Raw genomic sequence first — 22,752 nt, forward strand, 5'->3', positions numbered from 1 at the left:
TTCTTTTTGGGGCCGATTTGGGCCGCCAGACGCAGAGAAGGGGCCCAAGGGCCCCTTCATCATCATCGTCACTGGCAAGTATCAGAACACGTACTTGACCCTTGCGCTCAGGTTGCGACCCGGCTCGGTCTGGTTGCTGGTGTCTGAGCTCGCCGCAAGGCCCGTGATGCTCTCGTAGCTCACGTACTCCTTGTCAAACAGGTTGAAGACGCCGACGTTGAGCTGCAGATCCTGCATCGGCTTGAACTGGGCGTAGATATCCACCACGCCCCAGCCGGCACTCTTGATGTTGTCGTTGCCTCTGGCGTCCTTGCCCACCTTGTCCATGTCGTCGGCGAAGCGCAGGGCGGTGTTGATGTTCCAGTTCGGCTGCTCCAGACGCACCCCAAGGCTGCCGTTGAACGGGCTCAGGCTGTTGATGTAGTTGCCGTCGCCGTCCTTGCCCTCGATGTAGGCCAGGTTGCCCCAGACGTTCACCAGCTCATTCAGCCAGTAGTCCGCCTTGACCTCGGCCCCCTTGGTGGTCGCCTTGTCCAGGTTCTGGTACTGATAGATGGCGGTGCGCCCTTCTGTCCCCACGGCGGTCAGCTCGATGAAGTCGTCAAACTGGTTGTAGAAAGTCGCCACCTCGTAGCTGAAGCCGCCGCTGCTGCCGCGCACCCCGAGATCGATGCCGTCGCTGCTCTCGGGCTTGAGGTTAGGGTTCGGCTCGATGCGATAGCCGTAGGCCTGGTGGTTCAGGGTGGAGAAGGCGTTGTCATACATGGGCACCTTGAAGCCGTGGCTGTACTGGGCGAACAGGTTGGCCGCCTCGTGTGCCTTGAACACCAGCCCCAGCTTGGGAGAGAACTCCCCTTCGGAGATCTTCTGCATGTTCTCGCCGGTGTAGGCGGGATCCTCATCCGGGGTCATCTTGTAGTAGTCGTAACGGGCACCCGGGGTCAGCACCCAGCGCTCGCCAAACTTGATCTCGTCGAAGGCCCAGAGCGCGCTGCGCTCGCTGGTGGTGGATGGGAAGCTCAGCTCGCTGTAACCGACGAAGTCGCCCGGTACGGTCGGCGCCTTGAAACGGGTACGCTCGTTGTCGGTGTGCTCATACTCGACACCCCAGGCAAGGCGCTGGCTCTCCAGCGCCTTGCTGAACTTCACCTGGGCCCCCAGACTCTCCTGCTCGAAGCCGTTGTGATCCAGGGAGTTCTTGGTCACATAGGGGTTGCGCGGGTTGACCGGATACTTGGAGGAGGCGTACTGATCCAGAGTCTGCTTGGTGCGGGTGTAGTAAATCTTGCTGTCCACCCGATCCGCCCAAGGGGCGTTCAGGGCCAGGCCGTGATCCAGCACCAGGGAGAGGTTGTCGGTGTCTTTATCGGTGATCGGCTGATTGAAGACGGAGCCCGCCTTGGTCAGATCGATGGCATCCGGATCCTGCCCCTCGGTGAAGTAGTCGACCGTCAGCTTCAGGAACTGATCATCGGAGAGGTTCCACTTGCTCTTGAGCAGCACCGCCTGGCTGACGATGTCGAACTCGTCCTTGTCGCTGTCGTAGTTCTGGGTCACCCCGCCGTCGCGCCAGGTGTAGCGCAACAGGTTCTCGAACTCGCCGGTGCGCAGCGCCCCCGTGATGCCGGCCATCTTCTGGTGGCTGCTGGAGGCATAGCCGGTGGTCGCGTCCAGGTAGCTGTCCTTCCCCTTGAGGAAGTCGCCGGCATCCTTGGTGGTGATGGCGATGACGCCCCCCAGGGCATCGGAGCCGTAGGCTGCAGACGCCGGCCCCTTGGCCACTTCCACCTGCTTGATCATGTCGGTGTCGAAGTAGGTCTGGCCCACACCGCCATTCTTGTAGGCGTCGTTCTGGCGCACCCCGTCCTGCACCACCTTGACCCGGTTCTCGCTCATGCCGCGAATGGTGAAGGTCTGGGCATCCCCCGCCCCGCCCTGCACGCTCACGCCCGGCTCATAACGGAACAGATCGGCGACATTGCTGACGACCTGCTCTTCGATCTGCTCCGAGGTGATGACGGCGATGGGGCCGGAGACGTCTTCCAGCTTCTGCTCCATGCGGGAGCCGCTGACGACCATGACTTCATCCGTTTTCTTGTCTGCGGCGAAAGCAGGGGATACCAGCCCGGCCGCCACGGCGAGGGCAATCAGAGAGGGGGTGTTGTTGTGCGCCACTGCAAAGTCCTTATTGAGAATCATTATCAACCGAACGGCATCTTACCCAGCTCGCGACAAAGATCAATAATAAAGTGAATCATTCTCATTTTCTTTTACTTCTGAACGGTTTTACACTAGCGCCTCTTTTTTCCTGCTCGCCATGCTGCCATCGTATGGTGCTGTACCTTTGCCAATCTCTGCCTTTGTGAGTGAGATGCCATGACTCGACGACTCCCCCTGCTCGCCCTGCCCCTGCTGCTGGGCGCCTGTGCCACCCCGCCGCAGAGCCAGCCTCCCCAGACCCTCTATCACTACCAGCTTGGCGAGGGGACGGACGACAGGCCCCTCAGCCTCGCCCAGGCGGTGGACAAGGTCAGGGATGCCGACATAGTGCTGGTGGGCGAGCTTCACAGCCACCCGGCCGTGCACCTGTTGCAGGCAAACCTGCTGGCACAGCTTGCCGGCATGTCGCGCGTCGATGGCCGGGCCCTGGTGCTCTCCATGGAGCAGTTCACCCGCGCCGATCAACCGGTGCTGGATGCCTACCTGGCCGGGCGCATCGGCGAATCCACGCTGATCCGCGAGGGCCATGCCTGGCCCAACTACCCGAGCGACTACCGCCCCCTGGTGGAATTTGCCAAGGCGCAGCAGCTGACGGTGATCGCCGCCAATGCCCCCAAGCCGCTGGTGAGCTGTGTCGGTCAGGAAGGCCCCGAGTGGCTCGACAAGCTGCCTGCCAGCCGCCGCAGCCAGCTCGCCCGCGAGCTCACCCTGGGGGAGGATCCCTATCGCCAGAAGTTCATGGCCTCCATGCATCATGGGGATGCGGACGGCAATGCCCGCCGCTTCGCCGCCCAGACCAGCTGGGACGACACCATGGCCGAGAGCATGGTCGATTATCTCGAGCAGCATCCCGGCCGGCGCATCATGCACATCGCCGGCAACTTCCACGTGGAGGGGGGGCTGGGTATTGCGAGCCGCATCGCCAGCCGCAATCCGGCGCTGAGAGTCGCCCTGGTGGTGCCTGAGACTGGCTCCCAGGATGGCAAGGCCGCCCCCGGACGGAGTGCCGACGTGCGGGTGCACATAGCCCCCCTGCCGGAACGCTGGCTAAATGCAGCGGAAATGAAGCAAGATATGGGCGCGCTGCATCAATCCCGCAGCCGTGACTGCAGCCAGTGGCTGCAACCCTAATCTTCCAGGATACGGCGGGTAAAATATGGACGTGTTACTGATCATCGATGTGCAGCAAGGGGTCATGAAAGCGACCCATCACCAACAGCCACAGGTACTGGCCAACATCAACCGGGCCGCGGCCCATGTCAGACAGCATCATGGCCGGGTCATCTACATCCAGCATGACGAGCTGCCAGGGGGCGAGCTGGAGCCCGGTACCCCGGGCTGGCAACTGCACCCGGCCCTGCAACCCGCCAAGGGGGATAGCCGGGTACGCAAGACGGCGTGCGACAGCTTCCTCGAGACCGAGCTGGCCTTCCTGTTGGCCGAGCAGTCCGTCGACCGGCTGATCCTCTGTGGCAGCAACACCGATTTTTGCGTCGATACCACGGTACGCAGCGCCGCGGCCCATGGCTTTGAGGTGCTGGTGTTGCAGGATGGTCACACCACAGCCGATCGTCCCCACCTGAGCGCCGAGCAGATCATCGAGCACCACAACTGGATGTGGCAGCGTCTGGACCTGCCCGAGGGCAGACGCATAACCCTGCTCACCACGGATCAGCTGCTCGAGGCGGCTCAACCCGCGCTGGCGTGCTAATCTGCCTGCCTTGAAGTGATCACCTGATTGGAGTCTTGCGTGCGTCTATTCTCTGCCGTTGCCCTTGTGCTGTTGTTACCGGCGATCACGGCCTGCTCCGGAATGCCGGGCACCACGCCCGACGGCCCGGCCCCCCTGTTTCATACCAACATCAACGAAGAGGGAAGCAAGCGCTTCACCTTCGAAGCCGCGCCCCTCGACGTCCTGCCGAGTCGGTTGCAGGAGGATGACAGCCGGCTGAGCCGCAACAGCAAGAGCCTGCTGGAGCGCCGCGAGGCCCTGCAGGACGAGCAACTGACCGAGACGCTGGCGGCACGCAACTATTGCCGCACCGGCTACATAGTCCTCAGCCAGACCTCCTGGAAGATCCGGGGGGAGTGCAACGAGACCGCCACCCAGGCCGATCGCGACGCCTTCCCCAACAAGGCCTCCTGGCAGGAGTGATCCCGATTGGGGGACAGGTAACAAAACGGGCAGCCCAGGCTGCCCGTTTTTCATCTCATGACCCCGCGCCTCAGACAGGTGCGTCCGTCTCGCTGGTCAACTCGGCGCCGTTGTCGACGCGCTTGTGCCCTTCCACCAGATGGACGAAGTCCACCAGCTCGTCACCCGAGACCCGGAACGCCTGGCCGAAGCCCTTGACGAACAGTCCCTGCTCGGGCTTGAGGCGAAACAGCACGAAGTCCTTGAGGTTGGAGAGCCCTTTGACGATGTCGCCGAAACGCCCCTCCAGCGCCGCTATCGCCTTGCCCCAGCGCTCGTCATCCCGTGCCACCACCTCGGCCACGGCGTCAAAGGTGAGTCGCTTGCGGGCGAACAGTTCGCGGGCGCCGGTCTCGTCCTCGATCAGCATCAGGGAGACCTTGGGAACCTGTTGCAGGTTGCGGGCATGACGGGCTATCTCGGAGATCAGCACATAGTAGCCATCTTCCTGCAGCACGAAGGGGGCGTAGCTGGCATTGGGGTTGCCTTCGCCATCCACGGTCGCGAGCTGCAGGGTGCGGCAACCGTCACGAAATTCGCGGATCTCCGGTTGCAGACGGTTCTGCAGACGCTCCTGACGTTCACTCATGCTTTCACTTCCTCTTGATACTGGTGGCGCAGGGCCTTGAAACGCTCCACCTGGTCAGGCAGCAGCTGACGCTGCTCGTCACGGCCCAGGTAGATCTTGAAAATGCAGCGACCGCTGTGGCCGAAGAACTGGAAGGAGTGCCCCTCCTTGCCCATGAACAGCTTGCTGACCAGGGCAATGCCGACCACGTTGTCGAGCTTGAGGTGGCCATGCATCTCGCCGTCCCGACCCATCAGGTTGTAGTAGCCACGGGCCGTCTTGCCCTTGGGGAAGGGGGCCTTCACCTCGAAGATGGAGCCGTCGGACTCCACAATGGTGGTCACCTGACCCCAACTGGCCAGATCCGCCAGCAGGGCTTCGGCCTGATCGCTCGGCACCAGCGTCATCAGCTCGGCGGGCAGGTGGCGCACCACCTCCCACTCGCTGACGGCCAGCTCGGTGGCGATGCTGGAAGGATGGGCGCTGGGATCTTGTTCCAGCAGCGCATGAATGCGTTGTGCAATGCTCATCGGTTCTCCCTGGATGATCTGGCGATGGTACTCGGTCTCGCGGCGGATACTGTAATAAAGCAGCCCTCTTAACGCAATTGATAATCGCTTTCATTATCAGTGCATTTTTTTCACGAGCTTGATATTCTCGGCGGCAATCCCACTCTCATACACCCTTCGGAGGTTCGCATGGGCCGTCGTTTTGCCCTCGCACTCAGCCTGCTCGGCTGTTCAGCCCTTTCCCTGCCTGCTGTCGCGCAGGAACGTATCGTCAGCATAGGCCCAGCCACCACAGAGCTCATAATGGCCCTGGGGGGCGAGCAGAGCCTGATTGCCACCGACGTCAGCAGCCCTGAACCCAAGGGGCTGCCAAGAGTCGGCTACCACCGCGCCCTGGCTGCCGAAGGGATATTGAGCCTGGCTCCGACCCGACTGGTCGGCAGCGACGAGATGGGGCCGCCCCCGGCCTTGGACCAGCTGCGCCGGGCCGGCGTCGAGGTGACAGTGCTGCCGACGGCGCCCACCCTGGCCAACCTCAACGAGCGGATCGACGCCCTGGCCGGCTTGCTGGGCAATCAGGCCGCCGGCACCAGGCTGAAGGCCGAGATCGCCGTCCAGAGCGACAAGCTGGCGGCCCAGGCGAAACAGAACAAACCCCTCAGGGTCGCCTTCCTGCTGCTGCACAAGGGCCAGCCCACCAGCATCGCCGGCGGCAATACCACCGCCAGCGCCCTGGTGACCCTGGCTGGCGGCGTCAACCCGGTCGCCCGCTTGCACGACTACAAGCCCGTCTCCACCGAATCCCTGATCGAACTGCAGCCGGATCTGGTGCTGGTGAGCGGTCGTGACTGGCAGCAATACCAGAGCGTCGACAGCGTGCTGGCCCAGGTGCCGGCCCTGGCCGCCACGCCGGCAGGCAAGAACAGGGCCATCCACGCCATCGACGGTCACGCCCTGCAGGGGGGGCTCAGCCTGAGATCCTTGCAGCAGGCCAACCAGATAGCCCAGTGGATCAAGCAGGGTTCATGATGCGCCTGCCGCTGCCCTGGCTGCTCGCGCTCACCGGCTGCACGCTCGCCCTGCTGCTGGTCGGCTCCCTCGCCACCGGCCCCATGTCGCTCTCCTTCGGCGAGAGTCTGCAGGCCCTGTTTGCCGGCAAAGAGAGCGGGATAGAAGCACACAAGCTGCTGATAGTGCAGGAGATCCGCCTGCCACGCACCCTGCTGTGCATCGCCGTGGGGGGCATTCTCGGCCTCTGCGGCGCCGTGATGCAGGGGCTGTTTCGCAACCCCCTGGCCGACCCCGGCATCATAGGGGTCTCCGGTGGTGCGGCGCTCGGGGCCGCCCTGGCCATAGTGCTGCTGGCCCCCCTCGGCCAGCAGTTGCAGAGCCTGCTCGGCCTCGGTCTGCTGCCCCTGCTCGCCTTCCTCGGCGGGGCGCTCACCACCACCCTTGTCTACTTGCTGGGCACCCGTGAGGGGGGCACCTCGGTCACCGTCATGCTGCTGGCGGGCGTTGCCATCACGGCGCTGTCAGGGGCCGTGATCGGGCTCCTCACCTACCTCGCTGACGATCAGATGCTGCGTAACCTGAGCCTGTGGCAGATGGGCTCCCTGGCCGCCGGCAAGCCGGTGGATGTGGGGCTGGCTCTGCTGACCCTGGTCGCCCTGCTGTGGCTCTTCATGCGCGATGCCAACCCCCTCAACGCCCTGCTGCTGGGGGAAGGTGAGGCCCGTCATCTGGGGGTCAATGTGCAATGCCTCAAGCGGCGCCTCATCCTGCTCACTGCCGCCGGGGTCGGCGTGGCGGTGGCGGTGGCCGGCATGATCGGCTTCGTCGGCCTGGTGGTGCCGCACCTGGTGCGGCTGCTGGCCGGGCCCAATCACGTCAGGCTGCTGCCGCTCAGCGCCCTGCTCGGTGCCGCCCTGCTGCTGGGGGCCGACATGCTGGCCCGCACCCTGCTGGCACCGGCCGAGATGCCGGTGGGCATCATCACCGCCCTGCTGGGTGCCCCTTTCTTCATCTGGCTCTTGGTCAAGAGTCGCCAGACGCTGTAACAGGAGAACGCCACCTTGCCTGGATCCCCCTCCCCCCTGCTCGCCTGCCGCGGTCTCAACCTCACCCGGGGCAATCGCCTCATCCTGGACAACCTGGATCTCGACCTGCATGGGGGCAGCCTGACCGCCCTGCTCGGCCCGAACGGGGCGGGCAAGAGCTCGCTGCTCAAGTGCCTGACCGGCGAGCTGGCCTATGACGGCAGCATCTCCCTGTTCGGTCGCAAGCGGCAAGAGTGGGCCGGCGATGCCCTGGCCCACAGAGTCGGGGTGCTGCCCCAGAGCTCGTCCCTGAGCTTCCCCTTCCTGTGCGAGGAGGTGGTGGCCATGGGGCGACTGCCCCACAGCGAACCCGTCAGCCGCCGCGACCAGATAGTGCGGGCCGCCATGACCCATGCCGGCGTCGAGCACCTGGCCGGCCGCCTCTACCCCGGCCTCTCCGGCGGAGAGCGCCAGCGGGTGCAGTTCGCCCGGGTACTGGCCCAGATCTGGCAGGAGCCGTCACCGGAACGGCTGCCCGATCCCGAGCAGCCGCGACTGCTGCTGCTCGACGAGCCCACCTCGGCCCTCGATCTCAAGTACCAGCATCAGCTGCTCACCATGGCCCGCGCCCTGGCCGCCCGCAATACCGCCGTGCTGGTGGTGCTGCACGACCTCAACCTGGCGGCGCGCTACGCCGACCGGCTGGTGATGCTGGAGCAGGGCAGGCTGATGGCGGACGGCTCCCCGACAGAGGTGCTGACCCCCGAACTGATCGCCCGCCTCTACGACTACCCCGCCCAGGTGCTCCATCACCCTGAGACGGGACAGCCCATGGTGGTGTGATAACGAGCGCATCGCCCTCCCTTCCCGCGATTATCCCGTCCGGCTCCATCCATCACCCCGACACAAGGCAACCCATGGTGGTGTGGATCAAGTCAGGATCCCGAATAGCAAAAGAGCGCCATCAGGCGCTCTTTGGTTTGCAAAGTGGAGGGAGGCTCAGGCGATCTGGTAGCGGCCCGGCTTGTGATTGAGTGTCAACACCAGGTTACAGATGATGGCCGCGACCACGGAGAGCGCCAGCAGCCAGGGGGAGACCACGAAGAAGGAGGCGATGACGATGGCGCAATCCAGCCCCATTTGCAGCTTTCCAGCGCGGATGCCGAACTTGTCCTGAATAAACAGCGCCAGGATATTGAAGCCCCCCAGGCTCGCCTTGTGGCGGAACATGATGAGCAGCCCCATGCCGATCAGGGTGCCGCCGATCAGGGCCGCATAGACGGGCTCTATCTTGCCTATCTGCAGCACGGCGTTGAGGTGATCCGTCATGAAGGCGACGGTGGCCACGGCGGCGAAGGTGTTGAGGGTGAAGCGCGGCCCCATCCTGAGCCAGGCCAGGGCGTAGAACGGCAGGTTCATGGTGAAGAACAGCAGGCCGAAGCTCAGGCCGGTCACCTGCTGCAGCAGCAGTGCCAGCCCGGCGGTACCGCCGGTGAGCAGACCGACCTGATGAAACAGGAAGATGCCGAGGGATACAAAGCCTGCCGCAGTCAGCAGGGCGAGCACATCCTCATAGAGCGGATGGGCCGAGCGGGGGGTGTTGTCCATAACCTTATGTCCAGTAGCGAAGTGAGAAGAGTGTCTGAGACCCGATGAGGGGCGCGAGCCCCGTGAGTCGGGACTTCGTTATGGTCACAGTGTCCGTTTTGAGTGACCCGGATCACAAGTACGGGATCGCATGCGCCGAAATGGTGCGCGTCAGCGCCGCGTTACAACCCTTGCACCAAAATATGTCACGCCCTTCCCCTCCCAGGCTGAAGCCAGCCTGAAGCGCGTCTGAAAAACCCGGGCTATCTCGCTGCCAGCAGGCGGGAATCGTTCTAAAATGACCCCCTTGCCACAGGCTGCGGAGCGACAGCAGATGAGAGTCAGCGTATTCGGGATAGGTTATGTGGGGCTGGTTCAAGCCGCCGTGCTTGCCGAGATGGGTCACAGGGTAACCTGTGTGGACGTGGACGCCGCCAAGGTCGAGCGCCTCAAAGAGGGGATGATCCCCATCTTCGAGCCCGGTCTCGCCCCCCTGGTGCAGGCCAATCATCAGGCCGGTCGCCTGCACTTCACCACGGACGTGGCCGAGGGGGTGGCGTTCGCCGAGCTCATCTTCATCGCGGTCGGCACCCCGCCCGATGAAGACGGCTCGGCCGATCTGCAGCACGTGCTGGCGGTGGCCGACACCATAGGGCGGCTGATGCAAGGCGGCAAGGTGGTGGTCAACAAGAGCACGGTGCCGGTCGGCACAGCCAACCGGGTGCACCGTCATATCGCCGCCATCCTGCGCGATCGCGGGGTCGACTTGCCCCTCGAGGTGGTCTCCAACCCGGAGTTTCTCAAGGAGGGGGCCGCGGTGGCCGACTGCCTGCGACCTGATCGCATCATCATAGGCACAGACTCGGCCCACGCCCTCTCCCTGCTCGAAGAGCTCTATGCCCCCTTCAACCGCAACCGGGATCGCATCATCCAGATGGACGCCCGCAGCGCCGAGCTGACCAAGTACGCCGCCAACGCCATGCTGGCCACCAAGATCTCCTTCATGAACGAGATGGCCACCCTGGCGGAGAGGCTCGGGGCCGACATCGAAGCAGTGCGCAAGGGCATAGGCGCCGATCCGCGCATCGGCCATCACTTCATCTATCCCGGCTGCGGCTACGGCGGCTCCTGTTTCCCGAAAGACGTCAAGGCGCTGATCCACACCGCCGGCCAGATTGGCTGCGATGCCCCTTTGCTCCATGCGGTGGAGCGGGTCAACGACGGCCAGAAGCACAAGCTCATGGCGCGCCTGCAGCAGCACTTCGGTGCCGATCTCAGGGGGCGGACCTTCGCCCTCTGGGGCCTGGCCTTCAAGCCCAACACCGACGACATGCGTGAAGCCCCGAGCCGGGTGCTGATGGAGGCCATCTGGGCCGCCGGCGGCAAGGTGCAGGCGTTCGATCCCGAGGCCATGAGCGAGGCCCAGCGCCTCTACGGCCTGCGGGACGATCTGACCCTGTGCGGCACCCAGGAGGCCGCCCTCAAGGGGGCCGACGCCCTGCTCATCTGCACCGAATGGCAGCAGTTCCGCGCCCCGGACTTCGAGCTGCTGCGCCAAACCCTGAAGCAGGCCCTCATCATCGACGGCCGCAACCTCTATGATCCGGCCCGCCTGCGCCAGCGCGGCTTCATCTACTACGCCATAGGCCGGGGCGACAGCCTGACCGCCGGGCTATGCGAGGAGCAACGGCCATGAAATATCTGGTCACCGGCGCCGCCGGCTTCATCGGCTTTCATGTGGCGCAGAGGCTCTGCCGCGACGGCCATCAGGTGGTTGGCCTGGACAACCTCAACGACTACTACGAGGTGAGCCTGAAGGAGGCGCGGCTGGCACTGCTGCTGCCACTGCCCGCTTTTCGCTTCGAGCGCGGTGATCTCGCCGATCGCGCCGCTATGGCGGCGCTCTTTGCCCGCGAGCGGTTCGATCGGGTGATCCACCTGGGGGCCCAGGCCGGGGTGCGCTATTCGCTGGACAACCCCTTTGCGTACGCCGACAGCAATCTCAACGGCACCCTCACCGTCCTCGAGGGGTGCCGCCATCACGGGGTACAGCACCTGGTCTACGCCTCCTCCAGCTCGGTGTATGGCCTCAACGAGCAGATGCCGTTCAAGACCTCGGACGGGGTGGATCACCCCGTCTCCCTCTATGCCGCGAGCAAGAAGGCGAACGAGCTGATGGCCCACTCCTACTCCCACCTCTATGGGCTGCCCACCACGGGCCTGCGCTTCTTCACCGTCTACGGCCCCTGGGGTCGCCCCGACATGGCGCTGTTCAAGTTCGTGCGCGCCATCCTGAACGGCGAGCCCATCGACATCTACAACCAGGGCCAGCTCAGTCGGGACTTCACCCACATAGACGACATAGTGGAGGGGATAGTGCGGGTAGCGGACAGGCCCCCGCAGGGTGACCCGGACTGGCAGGGGGCGGCCGACGCCAGCCCGGCCCCCTACCGCCTCTTCAACATCGGCCATGGCAGCCCGGTGCGACTCATGGATTTCGTGGAGGCCATAGAGGCGGCGCTCGGCAAGCGGGCGATCCGCAACCTGCTGCCCATGCAGGCCGGGGACGTGCAGGCGACCTGGGCCGATACCGAATCCCTGTTCGATGCCACCGGCTATCGACCCCGCGTGGGCCTCAGAGAAGGGGTGGCGAGTTTCGTCGACTGGTACAGGGCCTACTACGGGGTCTGACCCGAACGCCTGAAATGAAGAGGGGCTGCAGTGGCAGCCCCTCTTGCTGGGGCCTCAGGGGCCAGGGGTATAGCGGAAGGGTTCGAGCCTGGGGGTCAGCCCCTGACATGCGGGCTTGAGGGCCTCAGCGCCTGCCAGCAGCCAGTCGGTGCGATGGCGGTTGCCGAGGTTTTCCATCTTCTCGGGCTCGAAACAGAGCACCATCAGATCCGCGCTGCCCAGCACATGGCGCCCGGGCCCGGCCGCCACCCAGGCCGCCGCCTCGCGAGCCTGCTCCCCGTCCCCCAGCAGGTAGGGGTAATGTTGCACGGGCTGCCGGGCGAACAGCAGGTGCTGCTCCTTGAAACCGGCCAGCAGCAGTTCATCCCCCGCGGGCACCTCCTGCTGTGCCCGCGCCATCACCCCCTGCGGCGTGCGCATGTCGTTGAGGCGCACGCAGATCCAGCAGGAGTAGAGCAGCCACCCCACCGCCAGCGAACAGAGTATGGCGCTGAGCGGCGCCCGGCGCAGCAGCACATTGACCAGCAGCAGCGCCGCCCCCAGCACCAGCAGGGGCAGCCAGGGGGCCGGTCCCAGCTCCCCCAGCCGGCTCGCCAGCTTGTCGCTGACGGCCAGCGCCCCCGCGCCGCCTACGCAGATGATCCCCAGCAACCAGCCGAGCCCGCCCAGCAGGCGGCCGGGCCAGACCCGCGCCAGCAGTGAACCTATGTAGGGGGCGGTCAGCAGTGCCAGGGCCGGGGTGCCCGGCGTGACATAGACGCCGCGCTTGCCCGGCGACAGGGAGAAGAAGAGCACCACCAGCACCAGATAACCGAGCAGCAATATGACGCGCTTGTCCTGCCCCTGGATGGCCTTGCGCCACGCCACCACCAGCCAGGGCAGCAGCAGGGAGAGGGGCAGCCAGAACGGCGGGATCACCGAGCTGAGGTAGTACCAGAAGGGTTTGACGTGATGCCAGGCATTCGCATAGCGGGTCACCGTCTGGCGCAGCAGTATGTTGTCTCTGTAGGCCTGCAGTACAGGATCCCCGCTCTGGGCCACCGCCGTCAGCATGGGCACCAGCCACAGCCCGATGGCCAGCAGCATGAACAGCGGCCCCGCCAGCGCCTTCAACCAGTCGACACGGGAAGCGACGCGGATCTGCTTCCAGTGGGTCCAGATTGCCGGGATCAGGATCAGCAGGGCCAGCAGCCCCACCCCCTTGGTGATGATGCCGAGCCCGGCGGCAAACCAGCCGAGCCAGTACCAGCGCCAGCCTCCCCCGCAGAGCAGGAAGCGCACGAAACCGTAGACCCCCAGCGTGATGAAGCAGGTCACCAGAGCGTCTATCTGGGCCGTCTTGGCCTGCAGGGTGAACTGGACGGTAAACAGCAGCAGCAGCCCGGCCATAAAGCCGACTTGTGCGCTCCACAGCCTGCGACCCAGATCCCACACCAGCGCTATGGTCAGCAGGCCCGCCAGCAGGGAGGGCAGCAGAAACGCCACCTTGATGGAGCCGGTCAGCAGATAGCCAAGGGCGATGCCCCACATAAACAGGGGGGGCTTGTCCGGGTAGATCTCACCGCCGCGCATGGGGAAGAGCCACTGCCCGCTCTCCACCATCTCCTTGGCGACCAGGGCGAAGCGCGGCTCGTCGGCGGGCCAGGGATCCCGCAGGCCGAGACCAGCCCCCAGCACTATCAGGGCGATCAGCAGCAGCCAGCCGAGGGAGGCCTGATTGAGCAGGAAGCGGTCATTTACCATGGTGGATCTCGTTGTCATCGACGGCCTTGCTATGGCGGATCTCGTTGTCCTCGACGAGCTTGTCCCGCTTCCAGCCCCTGTGCTGGATATCCAGGTAGAGGCTGTAGAGGGCGGTGAAGGTGGGGAAGAGATTCTGCAGCACGCCGACGGAGTCCTGCTTGGGGGAGAAAACGAAGTAGCTGAGGGTCATCAGGCTGCCGAGCACGCTCATGTACCAGAACAGGCGCGGGATGACGGGTTTGCCGGCCCGCTTGGAGGCCAGGAACTGCACCAGCCAGCGGCCGCCGAACATCAGCGCCCCCGTGTAGCCGATGAGCTTCCAGCCGGTGACATGCAGGCCGGTCCAGTCGAACCAGGTCAGCTCCATGGAGAGCAGGGCATCGATCATCGCAGCACTCCCGGGTACAACCCGCCGACATGCAGGGCAAGCTCATCCCTATCCAGCCAGATCGACGGCAACGAAAGCAGGGGCTCCATCACTCCAGCATCTCCCTGACTTCGACCACCTTGGATCGGCGCTGCAGCCACCAGACACCGACCACGTCCACCAGCCCGACCCAGAGCCGGTTCCAGACCCCGTACTTGGAGACACCCGCCTGCCGTGGCCTGTGGTTGACCGGCCAGGGGGACATGCGCCCGCCCTGGGCCTGGATCAGGGCAGGGATGTAACGGTGCATATGGTTGAAACCGGGCAGGCGCAGATACCAGTCGCGCCGCACCACCTTGAGACCGCAGCCGGTATCCGGGATGCCGTCCCGCAGCAACAGATCGCGAAAACCGTTGGCCAGCCTGGACGAGAGGCGCTTCACCCAGTCATCCCGGCGATTGACACGGTGACCGATGAGCCCCACTTGATTCTTGTCCGAGGCGAAGCGGCGCCTTGCCTCCTCCAGCATGGCGGGAATGTCGGCCGGATCGTTCTGGCCATCGCCATCGAGCACCACCAGCCAGTCGCCGCGCCCCTGGCGCACGCCGCTCAGCACCGCCATGCTCTGGCCGACGGCCCTGGCATGACGCACCACCCGCAGCGCGGGGAATTGCGCCTTCAGACCGCAGAGCAGGGCATAGCTGTCATCCTCGCTGCCATCGTCCACATAGATCAGCTCGTAGCTGTATTTCCCCGCCAGCGCGGCATCGATCTCGCCGATGAGGGGGGCCAGATTGTCCCGCTCATCCTTGGCGGGCACCACGACAGAGACATCGATCGAATCAACCATATGCGCTTCCCAATCATGACGAAGGATGCAATCGGTTCGACTGCGTCCCCCATTTCTATTTTATCGACAAGCTCGCTAACATCATGCAAATACAAGACGTTAGAGTGCAAGGCCGGCAGTTTATTGCCCCAGAAATAATAAATCTATCAATTTGAGTTGTGCCGCAAGCAGAGGGATTGATCGCGTACACCCCAGACTCCCCATCACACTCACCAGGAGCACCTTTTTTACTCTGCCAAAAGTTCCAGACCGTTTTCATCTCTGATGGCCTGACACATAACCAGATGTTCCATCCCCTGGCTGGCGCCCCCCCCATATCGGGCCTATATCTTCCGGATACTAATTCGAGGTATCCATCATGCAGAGACTCTGCACCTGGGGCTGGGGAGTCCTGCTGCTGCTTGCCACCTCCTCCCATGCCGACACCTTTCGCCAGGCCCCCAAGGCCATGAGCGCCTTGCGCCAGGGCGCCGCCATGGAGCAGAGCAACCCGCGGCGAGCCATAGCCCACTACTGCACCGCGGCCAGCCTGGGCAACCCGGAAGCCTACTATCGCATCGGCCGCCTGCTGGCTCGCGGGCCCCAGGGGATCCGCAGCCCCCGCCACGCCAACGCCTACCTCGCCATGGCCATGCGCCTTGGCAATCAGCAAGCGGCTCGCTACTACAACGAGCGGGTGGGCAACGCCCCCTTGGGCACCTGCGGCATCGGCGGGGGTGGAGGAGGCGCTCCCTGGGTTCGCCCCAGTACCCCCTTCGATCAGGATAGCTATCTGGCCCGCCAATCCCTCACCAAACAGAAGCTGGCCGTCATGATCCGCCAGGCCGCCCACCGTCACAAGGTCGACCCCCAGCTGGCGCTCGCCATCGCCATCGCCGAGTCCAATCTCAACAGCACAGCCGTCTCCCCCAAGCAGGCGCAAGGGGTCATGCAGCTCATTCCCGAGACCCAGGTGCGCTTCGGCGTGACCCGCCCCTTCGACGCCCAGCAGAACATCCGCGGCGCCATGATCTACCTGAAGTGGCTTGAGAAGCAGTTTGGCCCCGACTGGGTCAGGATCAGCGCCGCCTACAACGCCGGTGAACAGGCCGTGATACGCCATGGCGGCGTACCGCCCTACCAGGAGACCCAGGAGTATGTGCAGCGGGTGCTCTACTACTCGGGGCAGGACGCGGCCAAGAGCACCAGGCAGCCCCGCTGACCCCTGGCATAAGCTGCCCCCATGACTTCTCAAGGTCGGCTGATGAATCCTATCGAGCCAGAATTAAGGAAGTCTTAAGCCAGTTCGGCCCGAAACCCTGACCGGGCATCTGCCAGATGCCCGCCTCTTTTCACCCCTCTGCCGATGGGACTCCCTGCACTCCATGCTCCCCGGTTGTCTACTTTGCCGCCCTCTTCCCATTGGTTTACAATCGACGGGTTTTTTGGAACCGGGTCGGCCTCTGCCGACCAGGCCCCACCACGACGTCAGTTTGTTAATGCAAAGACATTAAACTGCTGAAAAGGAAGAGAATTAGCCAATGGCTCAATTTATTTACACCATGAACAGGGTCGGCAAGGTCGTGCCGCCCAAGCGTCATATTCTCAAGAACATCTCCCTCTCCTTCTTCCCGGGCGCCAAGATTGGCGTATTAGGCCTGAATGGAGCCGGTAAATCCACCCTGCTGCGCATCATGGCGGGGATCGACACCGAGATCGAAGGGGAAGCCCGTCCGCAGCCCGGCATCAAGATCGGCTACCTGCCCCAGGAGCCGAAGCTGGATCCGGAGCAGACGGTGCGCGAGGCGGTCGAAGAGGCGGTCGGCGAGGTGAAACGCGCCATGGCGCGCCTCGACGAGGTCTATGCGGCCTATGCCGATCCGGATGCGGATTTTGACAAGTTGGCCCGCGAGCAGGGCGAGCTGGAAGCCATCATCGCCGCCCAGGGTGGTCACAACATGGAGAACCAGCTGGAGCGCGCGGCCGACGCCCTGCGCCTGCCGGCCTGGGACGCCCAGATCAAGCACCTCTCCGGGGGTGAGCGCCGCCGGGTAGCCCTGTGCCGTCTGCTGCTGGAAAAGCCGGACATGCTGCTACTGGACGAACCGACCAACCACCTGGATGCGGAATCCGTGGCCTGGCTGGAGCGCTTCCTGCACGACTACGAGGGCACCGTCGTGGCCATCACCCACGACCGCTACTTCCTCGACAACGTGGCGGGCTGGATCCTGGAGCTGGACCGTGGCGAGGGTATCCCCTGGGAAGGCAACTACTCCTCCTGGCTGGAGCAAAAGGACGCCCGTCTGGCTCAGGAAGCCAGCTCGGAAGCGGCCCGTCGCAAGTCCATCGAGAAGGAACTGGAGTGGGTGCGTCAGAACCCGAAAGGCCGTCAGGCCAAGTCCAAGGCCCGTATGGCTCGCTTCGAGGAGCTCAACACCAACGACTACCAGAAGCGCAACGAGACCAACGAGCTGTTCATTCCGCCCGGACCCCGTCTCGGCGACAAGGTGGTGGAGGTGGCAAACCTCTGCAAGTCCTACGGTGACCGCCAGCTGATCGACGATCTCTCCTTCTCCATTCCGAAGGGGGCCATCGTCGGCATCATTGGCCCGAACGGCGCTGGTAAATCCACCCTGTTCCGCATGATGTCGGGTCAGGAGCAGCCGGACTCCGGCACCATCACCCTGGGCGATACCGTGGTGCTGGCCTCGGTGGACCAGTTCCGCGACAGCATGAACGACAAGAAGACGGTATTCGAGGAAGTCGCCGACGGCCAGGATATCCTGCGCATCGGCAACTACGAGTTCCCGAGCCGTGCCTACATAGGTCGCTTCAACTTCAAGGGCGCCGATCAGCAGAAGCGGGTCGGCGAGCTGTCCGGTGGTGAGCGCGGCCGTCTGCACCTGGCCAAGCTGCTGCAAACCGGCGGCAACGTCTTGCTGCTGGATGAACCAACCAACGATCTGGACATCGAAACCCTGCGCGCCCTCGAGAACGCCCTGCTGGAGTTCCCGGGTTGTGCCATGGTCATCTCCCACGATCGCTGGTTCCTCGACCGTATCGCCACCCACATCCTGGACTACCAGGACGAGGGCAAGATTGCCTTCTTCGAGGGCAACTTCACCGAATACGAAGAGTGGAAGAAGAAGACCTACGGCGCCGACGCCGTCCAGCCGCACCGCGCCAAGTACAAGCGCATCGCCAAGTAAGCGGACCGCCATGCAAGCGAAGTGATGCGTCGCCCCATCAGGGGGATTGCAACGTCACAAGGGGAGCCCGAGCTCCCCTTTCTTTTGCCTTTTCGCTTACACTCTTCCCGCTTCCCCCTACCGGCACTCACCGATGACCCAGACCAGCGCCCCCCCGAAGAGAGTCACCATCCAGATCCGGATCGAACCCGGCTGCCTGGGCCCGGATGGCAAGCGCCACATCGATACCTTCTGCACCGCGGCCAGCCGGATCTTTGCCGCCATCGAACCCGAGCGGGTGAACTGGGTGCTGCTCCCCCGTCATGACAAGCAGTTGCCCGAGCAGGCCTACTTTATCGACGGGCGCACCCTGAGCGAGGCACAGGCCGGCCTGCTGCTGCAGCGCATGGGGCTGACGCTCGCCACCTTGCAGGAGCACAGCGACGCCGTGCTGGCCCAGCTGGTGGAGCGCTACCTCAAGAGCCGCTGAGGGGCACCATGGCAACACAAGCCTCTATCGAACCTTGTTTTTGCACCTCGACGGGCAAACGTTTGAATTTTTACTCTATTGATTGATCCACCTCGCAGATCCGGGGTTTGTAAACGTCGCCGCCTGTGTAAAAATGTGCGCGCTGTCACGGTATCAGGACGAGTCTGGTCGCTCAGTCGCCAGAAACAGGGCAACCCAGCCCCCATGGATGGAGTTGACTGTTCGCCTGCTGCTTATTTCACGTCACCCATTGGAATCCAACATGAATCAACCACACAACGCCACAGAGCAGGCAGCCAACCCGGCCGCCGGGCAAGGATTGCTCGAGCGCCTGTTTGCCCTGAAAGGCCATGGCACCACGGCTCGCACCGAGGTCATCGCCGGCATCACCACCTTCCTGACCATGGTCTACATAGTGTTCGTCAACCCGCAGATCCTCTCTGCGGCGGGCATGGACACCCAGGCGGTGTTCGTCACTACCTGCCTCATCGCCGGCATCGGCAGCATTCTCATGGGGTTGCTGGCGAACTTGCCCATCGCCCTGGCCCCCGCCATGGGGCTGAATGCCTTCTTCGCCTTCGTGGTGGTGGCCGGCATGGGCTACTCCTGGCAGGTCGGCATGGGCACCATCTTCTGGGGCGCCTTAGGATTGCTGATCCTCACCCTGCTGCGGGTACGCTACTGGCTGATTGCCAACATCCCCCTCACCCTGCGGGTCGGTATCACAGCCGGCATAGGCCTGCTGATCGCCCTGCTCGGCCTGCACAACGCCGGCATAGTGGTGGCCAGCCCCGCTACCATGGTGACGGTGGGCAACCTCACCTCCCTGCCCTGCCTGCTGGGGCTGCTCGGCTTCTTCCTGATCTGCATCTTCTCCGCCCGCGGCGTGCACTCCGCCGTGCTGATCGCCATCGTGGTCACCACCACCCTGGGCTGGCTGTTTGGCGACGTGACCTTCAAAGGCTTCGTCTCTGTACCGCCGAGCATCACCCCCGTCTTCGGTCAGCTGGACCTGATGGGATCGCTGGACATCAGCCTCGCGGGGATCATCTTCTCCTTTATGCTGGTCAATCTGTTCGACTCTTCCGGCACCCTGATCGGCGTCACCAACCGCGCCAAGCTGGCGGATGACAAGGGCCACTTCCCGCGCATGAAGCAGGCGCTGGTGGTGGACAGCGTGAGCTCGGTCGGCGGCGCCTTTATGGGCACATCATCGGTCACCGCCTATATCGAGAGCAGCTCAGGGGTGGCCGTCGGCGGCCGTACCGGCCTGACCGCCATCGTGGTCGGCGTGCTGTTCCTGCTGGCGATCTTCTTCTCCCCGGTTGCCGCCATGGTGCCGGCCTATGCCGCCGCCGGCGCCCTTATCTACGTGGGAGTGCTGATGTGCTCCGAGCTGACCCGGGTGAAGTGGGAAGACCTGACCGAAGCGGTGCCGGCCTTCATGACAGCGGTGATGATGCCGTTCAGCTTCTCCATCACCGAGGGGATAGCCGTGGGCTTCATCTCCTACTGCGTGATGAAGGCGGGCACCGGCCGCTGGCGCGAGATCAACCCCTGCGTGCTGGTGGTGGCCCTGCTGTTCGTGCTCAAGTTCGTCTGGGTCGACAGCCACTAATCCCGGCTTTCGCATACAAAAATGCCCGTCATCGACGGGCATTTTTTATGGCTGGCAAAGGGCAGGGTTCAACGGATGCCGCGGGCCTCTCGGATCCACTCCCAGGCCTGCTGGATCTCCTGGGTCTTCTCCTTGGCCATCTCCATCATCTCGGGGGGCAACCCCTTGGCGGCCAGCTTGTCCGGGTGATGCTTGCTCATCTCCTTGCGATAGGCGCGCTTGATATCCTGATCGCTGTCGCTCTCGCTCACCCCCAGCAGCTGGTAGGCATCCTTGAGGCGATCCTGGGAAGGGGCCTCCTGCCGGTATTGCTGCCCTTGCCCACCCTGCTGCTGGCGGTGGAAGAAGTTCATCTGCGCCTCCGCCATCGCCAGGATCCGTGCCAGCTCGATACGGCTGAAGCCTAGCTCGTCCGCTATGGTCTGCAGGATGGCACGCTCGTTGGCCTCCACCTTGCCATCGGCAAAGGCGGCCTGCAGCTGCACCTCGAGGAAGAAACGCAGGATGTCGCGCTGCCCCAGGCTGGCGCGGCGGAACTCCGCCAGGGTTTCGCGCAGCGGAAAATCGCTCTCCTTGCCCTGGCGGAACGACTCCTGGGCCCGCACCCGCTGCTCGCCGGAGAGTCGCATCCTGTCCATCAGGCTGGAGGCGACCCGGATCTCGTGCTCGGTGACCTGACCGCTCGCCTTGGCGATGTGGCCCATGACGGCGAAGGTGGCGTGGAAGAAGACCGCCTGCTGCTGCTGGCTGGGAGCTCGCTGGAACGCCCCCCGAATGCCCATGCCCCGATCGAAGCGGTGGCCGATCCAGAGGCCGAGCAGGGCACCGAAGATGTTGCCGAGCAGAAAACCGAAGAAGGCGCCAAGCACCTTACCCCAAATACGCATGGTTCAAGACCTCGTGATGTTAATGAGTGCCGGCAAGCAGCTGGTCATCCAGCTCCCGCAGCCGATCGACTGTGCCTATGTCCCGCCACTCGCCGGTCAGCAGAGTGCCACCGACCCGGCCTTGTGCCATCCAGTCGCGCAGCAGGGGTGCCAGCTTGCGGGCACCGCAAGGCAGGGGGACAAAGGCCGCCGGGTGATAGAGGCCGACCCCGCTGAAGGTGAGGGCTGGCGCGTCCAGCACCCGGCCGTCTTGCAGGGAGAAATCCCCCTGAGGGTGCTGGGGCGGATTGGGTACCAGCCAGAGATGGGCCAGGTCCTCTCCCAGCGACTGGTTCACCAGAGCACCATAATCCGCATCAATCCAGGTATCGCCGTTGATCACCAAGAAGGGCTCCGCCCCCAGCAGTGGCAATGCCTGCACTATGCCGCCCGCGGTCTCGAGGGCACTCTCCTCCGCCGACCACAGGATCTCGACCCCGAACTGGCGGCCATCGCCGAGGGCCTCCACCAGCTTGTGACCGAGCCAGGCGTGGTTGATGACCAGCCGGGTCACCCCGGCCGCCTTGAGCTTCTCGATGTGGTGGACGATGAGGGGCTTGCCCCCCACCGCCAGCAGCGGCTTGGGCAGCAGGTCGGTGAGCGGGCGCATCCGCTCCCCGCGGCCCGCGGCCAGGATCATCGCCTTCATGACGGCTCCCCGGCACGCCGTGCCTCTGCCGCCCGGGCCAGGCCCGGCAGCACCACCTGCTGCAACCAGTCGCCGAAGCGGGCCAGCACAGGATGCTCGGCCCCATGTTGGTGGCACACGTCCACCACATAGCCCAGGGTACGGGGGATGTCCTTGAGGTAGCCGGACTTGCCGTCGCGATGGTAGAGACGGGTGAAGAGGCCAGCCGCCTTCAGGTGGCGCTGCATGCCGGTCAGGTCGGCGTGACGACGGAAGCTGGCATAATCGAGCCCGTCGAGCAGGCCTGCCCGGCTCAGGGTCTCAAAGCCATGGCTCATGCCCTGCTCGATCACCTCATCGGGCCAGCGCACGTAACAGTCTTTCAGCAGGGAGACCAGATCGTAGCTCAGCGGCCCGATGACCATGTCCTGGAAGTCGATGACGGCAAGCCGGCTGTCGTCCGGCGTATCACCACCGCACACCATCAGGTTGCGGCTGTGGAAGTCTCTGTGCATCACCCCCTGGGGCTGGGCCAGGTTGTTCTGCGTGAGGCAGGCGAACATCTCATCCAGCAGTTGCTGTTCTGTCTCGCCGAGACTCAGATGCAGGTGATGACCCAGCAGCCACTCGGGGAAGATGGCGTTCTCGCGGGCCATGAAGGCCTCGTCGAAGGGCTCGAGCTCGAGCGCCACCGATCCGAGCCGGGGCAGCAGTCCTATGGCCTTGCCATACCAGGCCAGCACGTTGTCATCGTTCAGGCAGCCGATAAGCTGGGTATCGCCAAGGTCACTGACCGCCAGCAGCCCCTGCTCATAGTCGACCCCCTTCACCTCGGGGGCCAGCAGCCCAACGCCGTGCAGGGCGGCGGCATTGCGAACGAATTCATGATTTTTTTCGGTTTTCGGATTAGCATCCACCCACACCAGGCCGCCACCACGGAAGTAGCGGCGGAAACTGGCGTCACCGGAAATAAGCGTCAACGAGAGGTTGGCATCACCGGTAATCCGGCGTGCCCATTGCAATAGCAGGGAAGCGCGATCGTGCATGAGTCGGGAACCAAATTGGAAAGCAGCACTTGGCTGTTAGCCCTGGCCGCAATAATGCTTTATCATTGCCGGCTAACATAAAGCAATGACATGCAATGTCAACTCGATGGAT

The 22,752-nt window shown here is 64.1% G+C and carries 22 protein-coding genes; 12 read left to right on the forward strand and 10 right to left on the reverse strand.

Features of this window, described 5'->3' with window-relative positions:
* Positions 1-81: 81 nt before the first annotated feature.
* Complete coding sequence (locus ACWPWQ_RS15580; RefSeq protein WP_429109331.1) at positions 82-2,175, reverse strand: TonB-dependent hemoglobin/transferrin/lactoferrin family receptor; 2,094 nt, start codon at positions 2,173-2,175, stop codon at positions 82-84.
* A 201-nt stretch (positions 2,176-2,376) separates the two neighbouring features.
* Here ACWPWQ_RS15580 and ACWPWQ_RS15585 point away from each other — a divergent pair, with 201 nt between their 5' ends.
* Genes ACWPWQ_RS15585 through ACWPWQ_RS15595 form a run of 3 tightly spaced genes read left to right on the forward strand, consistent with a single transcriptional unit; the run spans position 2,377 to position 4,375 of the window.
* Positions 2,377-3,351, forward strand: coding sequence for a ChaN family lipoprotein (locus tag ACWPWQ_RS15585; protein WP_454010212.1), 975 nt, complete (start codon positions 2,377-2,379; stop codon positions 3,349-3,351).
* A gap of 25 nt (positions 3,352-3,376) precedes the next feature.
* The gene (locus tag ACWPWQ_RS15590; protein WP_139434982.1) at positions 3,377-3,931 is read left to right on the forward strand and encodes a cysteine hydrolase family protein; all 555 of its coding nucleotides are present in this window, start codon (positions 3,377-3,379) and stop codon (positions 3,929-3,931) included.
* Positions 3,932-3,970: 39 nt separating this feature from the next.
* Entirely contained in the window at positions 3,971-4,375 is a 405-nt protein-coding gene (locus ACWPWQ_RS15595) for a hypothetical protein (RefSeq protein ID WP_025328092.1), read from the forward strand.
* A gap of 70 nt (positions 4,376-4,445) precedes the next feature.
* On the opposite strand, the gene hutZ is transcribed toward ACWPWQ_RS15595, so the two are convergent.
* Positions 4,446-5,003 (reverse strand): heme utilization protein HutZ, encoded by a 558-nt coding sequence (gene hutZ, locus ACWPWQ_RS15600; RefSeq protein ID WP_005329149.1) that lies wholly within the window; start codon positions 5,001-5,003, stop codon positions 4,446-4,448.
* Positions 5,000-5,512: a heme utilization cystosolic carrier protein HutX gene (hutX, locus tag ACWPWQ_RS15605; RefSeq protein WP_005329147.1), complete on the reverse strand. Its 513-nt coding sequence runs from the start codon at positions 5,510-5,512 to the stop codon at positions 5,000-5,002. Before hutX ends, hutZ begins: the two co-directional genes overlap by 4 nt.
* Positions 5,513-5,680: 168 nt before the next feature.
* Between hutX and ACWPWQ_RS15610 the strand changes: the two genes are divergently transcribed.
* The 3 genes from ACWPWQ_RS15610 to ACWPWQ_RS15620 are packed head-to-tail and all read left to right on the forward strand — an operon-like array spanning position 5,681 to position 8,370.
* Positions 5,681-6,520, forward strand: coding sequence for a heme/hemin ABC transporter substrate-binding protein (locus ACWPWQ_RS15610; RefSeq protein WP_265435972.1), 840 nt, complete (start codon positions 5,681-5,683; stop codon positions 6,518-6,520).
* Positions 6,517-7,548 carry a FecCD family ABC transporter permease gene (locus ACWPWQ_RS15615; protein WP_454010213.1) on the forward strand — a complete coding sequence of 344 codons (1,032 nt, stop codon included), beginning with the start codon at positions 6,517-6,519 and terminating at the stop codon, positions 7,546-7,548. The genes ACWPWQ_RS15610 and ACWPWQ_RS15615 overlap by 4 nt, the downstream gene beginning before the upstream one ends.
* A gap of 15 nt (positions 7,549-7,563) precedes the next feature.
* A complete protein-coding gene (locus tag ACWPWQ_RS15620) occupies positions 7,564-8,370 on the forward strand; it encodes a heme ABC transporter ATP-binding protein (protein ID WP_454010214.1) in 807 nt (268 codons plus the stop codon).
* Between the two features lie 156 nt (positions 8,371-8,526).
* On the opposite strand, the gene ACWPWQ_RS15625 is transcribed toward ACWPWQ_RS15620, so the two are convergent.
* Positions 8,527-9,135 (reverse strand): YitT family protein, encoded by a 609-nt coding sequence (locus ACWPWQ_RS15625; RefSeq protein WP_454010215.1) that lies wholly within the window; start codon positions 9,133-9,135, stop codon positions 8,527-8,529.
* 313 nt (positions 9,136-9,448) lie between these two features.
* On the opposite strand from ACWPWQ_RS15625, the gene ACWPWQ_RS15630 reads away from it, so the two are divergent.
* Both ACWPWQ_RS15630 and ACWPWQ_RS15635 read left to right on the forward strand, forming a co-directional pair.
* Positions 9,449-10,810 carry a UDP-glucose dehydrogenase family protein gene (locus tag ACWPWQ_RS15630; protein WP_454010216.1) on the forward strand — a complete coding sequence of 454 codons (1,362 nt, stop codon included), beginning with the start codon at positions 9,449-9,451 and terminating at the stop codon, positions 10,808-10,810.
* Positions 10,807-11,805: an NAD-dependent epimerase gene (locus ACWPWQ_RS15635; RefSeq protein WP_454010217.1), complete on the forward strand. Its 999-nt coding sequence runs from the start codon at positions 10,807-10,809 to the stop codon at positions 11,803-11,805. Before ACWPWQ_RS15630 ends, ACWPWQ_RS15635 begins: the two co-directional genes overlap by 4 nt.
* Before the next feature lie 54 nt (positions 11,806-11,859).
* Here ACWPWQ_RS15635 and ACWPWQ_RS15640 read toward each other — a convergent pair whose 3' ends face one another.
* From ACWPWQ_RS15640 to ACWPWQ_RS15650, 3 genes are all read right to left on the reverse strand, one after another.
* Complete coding sequence (locus ACWPWQ_RS15640; RefSeq protein ID WP_454010218.1) at positions 11,860-13,548, reverse strand: ArnT family glycosyltransferase; 1,689 nt, start codon at positions 13,546-13,548, stop codon at positions 11,860-11,862.
* Positions 13,538-13,936, reverse strand: coding sequence for a lipid-A-disaccharide synthase N-terminal domain-containing protein (locus ACWPWQ_RS15645; RefSeq protein WP_319917069.1), 399 nt, complete (start codon positions 13,934-13,936; stop codon positions 13,538-13,540). Before ACWPWQ_RS15645 ends, ACWPWQ_RS15640 begins: the two co-directional genes overlap by 11 nt.
* An 88-nt stretch (positions 13,937-14,024) precedes the next feature.
* On the reverse strand, positions 14,025-14,765 hold the full coding sequence (locus ACWPWQ_RS15650) for a glycosyltransferase (RefSeq protein WP_319917068.1): 741 nt from the start codon (positions 14,763-14,765) through the stop codon (positions 14,025-14,027).
* A 358-nt stretch (positions 14,766-15,123) separates the two neighbouring features.
* Here ACWPWQ_RS15650 and ACWPWQ_RS15655 point away from each other — a divergent pair, with 358 nt between their 5' ends.
* From ACWPWQ_RS15655 to ACWPWQ_RS15670, 4 genes are all read left to right on the forward strand, one after another.
* Positions 15,124-15,966: a lytic transglycosylase domain-containing protein gene (locus tag ACWPWQ_RS15655; RefSeq protein WP_247627183.1), complete on the forward strand. Its 843-nt coding sequence runs from the start codon at positions 15,124-15,126 to the stop codon at positions 15,964-15,966.
* A 319-nt stretch (positions 15,967-16,285) separates the two neighbouring features.
* Positions 16,286-17,953: an energy-dependent translational throttle protein EttA gene (gene ettA / locus ACWPWQ_RS15660; protein ID WP_005329110.1), complete on the forward strand. Its 1,668-nt coding sequence runs from the start codon at positions 16,286-16,288 to the stop codon at positions 17,951-17,953.
* A gap of 133 nt (positions 17,954-18,086) precedes the next feature.
* On the forward strand, positions 18,087-18,422 hold the full coding sequence (locus tag ACWPWQ_RS15665; protein ID WP_454010219.1) for a hypothetical protein: 336 nt from the start codon (positions 18,087-18,089) through the stop codon (positions 18,420-18,422).
* A 262-nt stretch (positions 18,423-18,684) separates the two neighbouring features.
* Entirely contained in the window at positions 18,685-20,040 is a 1,356-nt protein-coding gene (locus ACWPWQ_RS15670) for an NCS2 family permease (RefSeq protein WP_171272518.1), read from the forward strand.
* A 68-nt stretch (positions 20,041-20,108) separates the two neighbouring features.
* On the opposite strand, the gene djlA is transcribed toward ACWPWQ_RS15670, so the two are convergent.
* Genes djlA through ACWPWQ_RS15685 form a run of 3 tightly spaced genes read right to left on the reverse strand, consistent with a single transcriptional unit; the run spans position 20,109 to position 22,640 of the window.
* A complete protein-coding gene (gene djlA / locus ACWPWQ_RS15675) occupies positions 20,109-20,927 on the reverse strand; it encodes a co-chaperone DjlA (RefSeq protein ID WP_139435008.1) in 819 nt (272 codons plus the stop codon).
* A gap of 19 nt (positions 20,928-20,946) precedes the next feature.
* Positions 20,947-21,615, reverse strand: coding sequence for an N-acetylmuramate alpha-1-phosphate uridylyltransferase MurU (gene murU / locus ACWPWQ_RS15680; protein ID WP_139435010.1), 669 nt, complete (start codon positions 21,613-21,615; stop codon positions 20,947-20,949).
* The gene (locus ACWPWQ_RS15685; protein WP_454010220.1) at positions 21,612-22,640 is read right to left on the reverse strand and encodes an aminoglycoside phosphotransferase family protein; all 1,029 of its coding nucleotides are present in this window, start codon (positions 22,638-22,640) and stop codon (positions 21,612-21,614) included. Before ACWPWQ_RS15685 ends, murU begins: the two co-directional genes overlap by 4 nt.
* Between the last annotated feature and the right edge of the window lie 112 nt (positions 22,641-22,752).

The sequence above is a fragment of the Aeromonas sp. Marseille-Q7275 genome, from assembly GCF_965119515.1.